6 protein-coding genes are annotated in these 5,915 nt (G+C 69.3%); 2 read left to right on the top strand and 4 right to left on the bottom strand.

Translation table 11 applies throughout. From position 1 onward, the window contains the following. Nucleotides 1–383 (bottom strand): group III truncated hemoglobin (locus APY03_RS11455; RefSeq protein WP_068676961.1); only part of this gene is annotated, 383 nt, incomplete at its 3' end. A 379-nt stretch (nt 384–762) separates the two neighbouring features. On the opposite strand from APY03_RS11455, the gene APY03_RS11450 reads away from it, so the two are divergent. Both APY03_RS11450 and APY03_RS11445 read left to right on the top strand, forming a co-directional pair. Further along, nucleotides 763–2,544, top strand: a complete 1,782-nt coding sequence (locus APY03_RS11450; RefSeq protein ID WP_068676859.1) for a PQQ-dependent methanol/ethanol family dehydrogenase — start codon at nt 763–765, stop codon at nt 2,542–2,544. Between the two features lie 34 nt (nt 2,545–2,578). Further along, complete coding sequence (locus APY03_RS11445) at nt 2,579–2,899, top strand: high-potential iron-sulfur protein (RefSeq protein ID WP_068676857.1); 321 nt, start codon at nt 2,579–2,581, stop codon at nt 2,897–2,899. 164 nt (nt 2,900–3,063) lie between these two features. On the opposite strand, the gene APY03_RS11440 is transcribed toward APY03_RS11445, so the two are convergent. The 3 genes from APY03_RS11440 to APY03_RS11430 all read right to left on the bottom strand — a co-directional run. After that, on the bottom strand, nt 3,064–4,044 hold the full coding sequence (locus tag APY03_RS11440; protein ID WP_068676855.1) for a tripartite tricarboxylate transporter substrate binding protein: 981 nt from the start codon (nt 4,042–4,044) through the stop codon (nt 3,064–3,066). Beyond that, nucleotides 4,041–4,943 carry an ABC transporter permease gene (locus APY03_RS11435; protein WP_083944287.1) on the bottom strand — a complete coding sequence of 301 codons (903 nt, stop codon included), beginning with the start codon at nt 4,941–4,943 and terminating at the stop codon, nt 4,041–4,043. The genes APY03_RS11440 and APY03_RS11435 overlap by 4 nt, the downstream gene beginning before the upstream one ends. Next, nucleotides 4,943–5,915, bottom strand: a 973-nt coding sequence (locus APY03_RS11430; protein ID WP_232324234.1) for a branched-chain amino acid ABC transporter substrate-binding protein, incomplete at its 5' end; no start/stop codon positions are given. The genes APY03_RS11435 and APY03_RS11430, both read right to left, overlap by 1 nt.

The following is a 5,915-nucleotide window of genomic DNA, read 5'->3' as shown; positions in this document are numbered from 1 at the left end:
CCGGCGTGTGGCCCGGCATGCCGCGACTGGTAGCCATACCAGAAGCTGCCGGCAATGCGATGCGCGAGATCGTCCGCGCGCTGCTGCAGCGCCGCGTTGTCCAATGCCCGGGTGGTCTCGCGGAAGAGGGCGAGCCAGCGGTGGAACAGCTCGGGCGTGAGCCCCGGCAAGGCCGCATGCTTGGGCATCGGCGCTCCCTTGTAGCGGGCCGTGCCCCGGAGGGCAGACGACCAGAAGTCGACGATCCTGGCCAGGTGCCGATCCCAGTCGTCGATATGCGCTTCGAAGATCGGGGCGAGCACCGGGTCCTTGCGCACCTTCGAATAGAAGGCATGCACCAGGTGCACGACCTCTTCCTCTGTACAAAGGTCAGGACTTGGCATGACAGAACCTGTGGGCGGTGCGCCCGTGGCCTTTTGCTCGGCGAACATCCCACATCTCCTTTTGTCTCCTGGCGCGCTCCGCTTGGAACTGCAATCGGAGCGTAGCGCGGCCCGGCCGCCGTTTCCTTGATGTGAAGCAAGCTCCTTGCACTTGGCCGCGGCGGGTGTGCCTTCATGCCACGGCCCGTGGCGACCGGCTGCTCAAAGGTGGAGCAATGCAGCGGGAAAACCCGCGACCTGCCGCCCCATTCGAAGCGCTCGGCAGGCGTGCGGCGCTGCCGGCCGCGTGGCATGGACATTGCCATTCAAGAGTGCGAAAGACGCTGCCGTCCGGACGTGTCCCACGCGCCCTTTTTCCAACCCCCGAGGAGACGACCCCATGCAACTGAAGCTCTTGACCGTTCTCATCTCCGCTGGCCTGGCCGCCTCCGCGGCCCATGCTGTCGTCACCGACAAGATGATCGAGAACGAAGCCACCACCACCGGCAACATCCTTACCTGGGGACTGAACACCCAGGGACAGCGCTACTCGCCGCTCAGGCAGGTCAACACGGCCACCGTCGGCAAGCTGGCGCCGGTGTGGGCCTTTTCATTCGGCGGCGAGAAGCAGCGCGGGCAGGAGTCCCAGCCGGTCATCCACAGCGGCAAGATGTTCGTCACGGCGTCCTACTCGCGCCTGTTCGCGCTCGATGCCACGACCGGCCGCAAGCTGTGGAAGTACGAGCACCGCCTGCCCGAAGGCATCATGCCCTGCTGCGACGTGGTCAACCGCGGGGCTGCGCTGTATGACAACTTGGTGATCTTCGCCACGCTGGACGCACAGCTCGTGGCGCTCGACCAGGACACGGGCGACGTGGTGTGGAAAGAGAAGATCGACGACTACAAGGCCGGCTACTCCGCCACCGCGGCGCCCATCATCGCCAACGGGCTGATCCTCACCGGCGTGTCCGGCGGCGAGTTCGGCGTGGTCGGCCGCGTGGAGGCGCGCGACGCCAGGACCGGGCGGCTGGTGTGGATGCGTCCCACCGTCGAGGGCCACATGGGCTACACCTACGACCCGGACGGCGCTGCCAAGGAGAGCGGCGTCTCGGGCACGGCCAACCAGAGCTGGCCGGGCGACCTGTGGAAGACCGGCGGTGCCGCCACCTGGCTCGGCGGCACCTACGACGCCAGGACGGGGCTGGCCTACTTCGGCACCGGCAACCCCGCTCCCTGGAACAGCCATCTGCGCCAAGGCGACAACCTGTTCTCGTGCTCGACCGTGGCCATCGATGTGAAGACCGGGCAGATCAAGTGGCACTACCAGAGCACGCCCAACGACAGCTGGGACTTCGACGGCGTGAACGAGTTCGTGACCTTCGACATGGACGGCAAGCGCGTCGGCGGCAAGGCGGACCGCAACGGCTTTTTCTACGTGAACGACGCGGCCACCGGCAAGCTCATCAACGCCTTCCCCTTCGTCAAGAAGATCACCTGGGCCAGCAGCATCGATCTGAAGACCGGTCGCCCCAACTTCATCGCCGACAACCGCCCCGGCGATCCGACCGCGGGCACCGACGGCAAGAAGGGCAGTGCGGTCTTTGCCGCGCCGGGCTTCCTCGGCGGCAAGAACCAGATGCCGATGGCCTACAGCCCCGACACGAAGATGTTCTACGTGCCCGCCAACGAATGGGGCATGGAGATCTGGAACGAACCGGTGGCCTACAAGAAGGGCGCGGCGTACCTCGGTGCCGGCTTCACCATCAAGCCGCTCAACGAGGACTACATCGGCGCGCTGCGCGCGATCGACCCGAAGACCGGGAAGATCGCCTGGGAAGTCAGGAACAACGCGCCCCTGTGGGGCGGCGTGCTGACCACCGGCGGCAACCTGGTGTTCTGGGGCACGCCCGAAGGCTACCTGAAGGCGGCCGACGCGAAGACCGGCAAGGTGTTGTGGGAGTTCCAGACCGGCTCGGGCGTGGTGGCGCCGCCGGTGACCTGGCAGCAGGACGGCGAGCAGTACGTGAGCGTGGTCTCCGGCTGGGGCGGTGCAGTGCCGCTCTGGGGCGGCGAGGTGGCCAAGAAGGTCAATTTCCTCGAGCAGGGCGGCATGGTGTGGGTGTTCAAGATCCCCAAGGCCGGCGAGGGCAAGAGCAGTTCCCGCGCCGCGAAAGCGAGCTGACGGCACAGGCATCCACACAAGACCGGAGACCCACATGAAAGACACGACGCGCCGGATCTTCATCATCCGAGCCGTGGCGGGCGGCAGCGCCGTCCTCGCGCTCCCCGAACTCGCACGGGCCGCGCCCGCGCGGGTGGAGGAGAGCGACGAAACGGCGCAAGCCCTCGGCTACAAGCACGACACCACCAAGGTCGACTCGAAACGCTTTCCCAAGCACAGCGGCACGCAACGCTGCACCAACTGCTCGTTCTTCCAGGGCAGCGCGGCCGACGAATGGGGTGGTTGCGCAATGTTCGGGCGCAAGCAGATCGCGGGCCCTGGCTGGTGCAACGCGTGGGCCGCCAAGCCCGCCTGAGAGCAGCGGCGCGGCATTGCCGCGTCGCCATGCCCCAGAGCCCGGTGCCGTCCAACGTGCAGACTGCGCCCGGCGGGGACATCGACCCGTCACGCCCGAGCCGGGGACGCCGCACACCGTGTGGCTCGGACCTGCGCTATGCCTTCCGAGCCTGAGCGCGCGGGTCAGGGCGCCGCCGGCGCCAGGCCCAGCCGCTCGACAATCCGGCGCTCGGCGGCAAAGGCTTCGCGCATGCTGCGGCCATAGTCGGCGCTGTCCATGTAGGCGATCTCCTGGTCGTACCGGGCAAGCTCCGCGATGTGCACGGGATCGAAGAGCGCAGCCTTGAACGCGTCGTGCAGCGCCTGCCGCACCGCGGATGGAAGGCCGCGCGGGCCGGCCAGGCCGTAGGGCGAGGTGGCGACGAAGCCGTGGCCCAGCTCGCTCAGGGTCGGCACCTCGGGCCAACGCCGGGTGCGCGCGGCGCCGAAGGTGGCGAGCAGGCGCAGCCGGCCGGCGTCGACGTAAGGCGCGAAGCCGTTCGAGTTGACACCGGCCATGACCTGTTCCGAGGCCACCGCCACCATCTGCTCGGCCGTGCCCTTGTACGGCACATGGATGTAGCTCAGGCCATGCTGCGCAAACCATTCGTCGAGCACCACGTGCGGCGTGGTCCCGATGCCGTTGGTGGCGATGCTCAGGCGGCCCGGATGGGCGGCCGCGTGCTTCAGCAGATCGCCCACGCTGTGCCAGGGGCTCGACGCCGGCACGACCAGGCCGAAGGCGACGCCGCTGACCTGCAGGATGGGGGTGGTGTCGCGGATCGGGTCCCAGGCCACCTTCTGCGTGTGTGGTGCGCGGAACACCGGCTGCGGCATCTGCGCGAGCGTGTGCCCATCGGGCGCAGCCTGCTGAAGCACCGGCATCGCCAGCGTTCCGCCGGCCCCGCCGCGGTTCTCGATCACCACCTTCTGGCCCAGCCGCCACCCCGCCAATTCGGCGAGCAGGCGCAGCGTGAGGTCGGTGGCGCCGCCGGCGGGCCAGGGCACCCACAGCGAGATGGGGCGCTGCGGCAACCACCCGGTGCCGGTCGGCTGCGAAGCAAGAACGCGCGGTGCGGCGATTGCCGCCGCCGCCGCCAGCAGCAGGCTGCGCCGCGTGGTCATGGTTGGCCCCTTTGTGCCAGCTTGCCGAAGCCGCGCTGCGGGTCGTAGCCCAGGCAGGCGAGCAGGAAGCACAGCGCCAGCGCCGCCAGCACGACCAGCGGCGCGATGCCCGGGTCCTTGCCGTAGAGCGCGAAGCGGATCCACTCGACCGCATGGGTGAAGGGGTTGAGCTGGGCCACGCGCCAGACCCAGGTGGCCCCGGATTCCTCCAGCTTCCACAATGGATAGAGCGCGGTCGACAGGAAGTACATCGGGAAGATCACGAAGTTCATCGCGCCGGCGAAGTTCTCCAGCTGGCGCACGTACACGGACAGCAGCAGGCCCAGGGCGGCCAGCATCAGCGCAGCGCCCAGCGTCGCCGCCAGCGCATGGAGCAGCGACGGCAGCGCGAGCGGCAGCGTGGTGCCCAGCAGCGCGGCCACGCCGAGAAAGGCAAGCACTTGCAGCAGGCTCAGCAGCGCCGCCGCCAGGAGCTTGACGGCCAGCAGCCACCAGCGCGGCAGCGGTGCGGTGAGCAGCAGCCGCATCTGCCCCATCTCGCGGTCGTAGACCATGGCCAGCGATGACTGCATGCCGTTGAACAGCAGCACCATGCCGATGAGTCCCGGCGCGATGTAGATGTCGTAGGGCACGTAGGTGTCGTAGGGCTGCGCGATGGCCATGCCGAACACGTTGCGGAAACCGGCGGCGAACACCGCCAGCCACAGCACCGGCCGGACCAGCGCCGAGAGCAGCCGCGTCCTCTGGTGCACGAAGCGCAGCAACTCGCGCTGCACGATGGCGCGCAAGGCCAGGAGTGCATGGGCCGCGTGGCCGCCCCGAAGGCCCGTCGCATCGATGCCGCTGGCGGAGGTACTGCGGCGAGCCGCGTCGCTGCTGCAGCGTGGAGGGGCGGCCATCAGGGTGCTCCGTTGCAGGCCGATTCGGCCGCATCGGTGCCCAGTGTGTCGAGCACGTTCTTCGGGTGCATCACGCCTTCGACCGGCGTGCTGCCGATCACGGCCACGCCATCGGTCAGCAGCAGGGGCTGCCGCAGCTGCCGGTCCCACGCGCGGAAGCTCAGGCGCACGCCCTTGAAGCCGTCGAGCGTGAAGTCGGCGCGTACCAGCGCCTTCTGCATCTGCGCGGCACCCGGCGCCGCGGGCCGCTCCAGCGCGGCCTGCAGCAGCGCCTTGGCGGCCACGTACGCGGCCCAGTCGAAGCTGGTCATGGGCCGACCGGCTGCCCGCTGGAAGCGCCGCTCCAGCTGTGGCGCGCCGTATCGATCGAAGCGCGATGCCCAGGCCTCGGCGACCAGCCCGGCGTCGCCCACCACCGGCCGGGGCAAGGCGGTGCGATAGGGCAGGCTGCGCGCGAACTCGCCGTCGCTGTCGACCACCCACACGGCGTCGTAATCGCCGCCGACCCCGGGGCCGGTCAGCAGCAGCGGGTTGGCGAGATCGCGTTCGCGCGGATCGCCCGAGCGCTTGAAAGGCTTGAGCGCCACCATCTTGATGCCGTAGCGCTTGAGCGCCGCCTGCGTCTGTGCGAGCCGCGTTGCATCCTCGGCATCGCTGCCGTGCAGCAGCAGCACCCGCGTCCAGCGGCGCGCCAGCAGTGCCTGCGCGATCGCGTCGGCGCGCATGCGCTCGGTGGGCAGGGTATGGAAGAGGTTGGGGCGGCAGCCCTGCTGGCGCGGTGCGTCGGCGCTGTCCCCTGCGTTGAGCACCGGCAAGCCGGTGGCGGAAGCAGCGCTCGCGATCCAGGCGCCCGGCAGGTCGAGCACCGCGCCGCCGGCACCGGCCTTCTCGAGCTGGCGCAATTGGGCACCGGCCTCCTCGGCGCTGCGCACGTCGCGCACCTCGAGCCGCACCTGCAGCCCCGCATGGTCG

Origin of the sequence: Variovorax sp. WDL1, assembly GCF_001541225.1 — a bacterium.
Taxonomy (GTDB): Bacteria; Pseudomonadota; Gammaproteobacteria; order Burkholderiales; family Burkholderiaceae_C; genus Variovorax.
The sequence above is the reverse complement of the archived record's forward strand: the minus strand, read 5'-3'. Positions and strand labels throughout refer to the sequence as shown.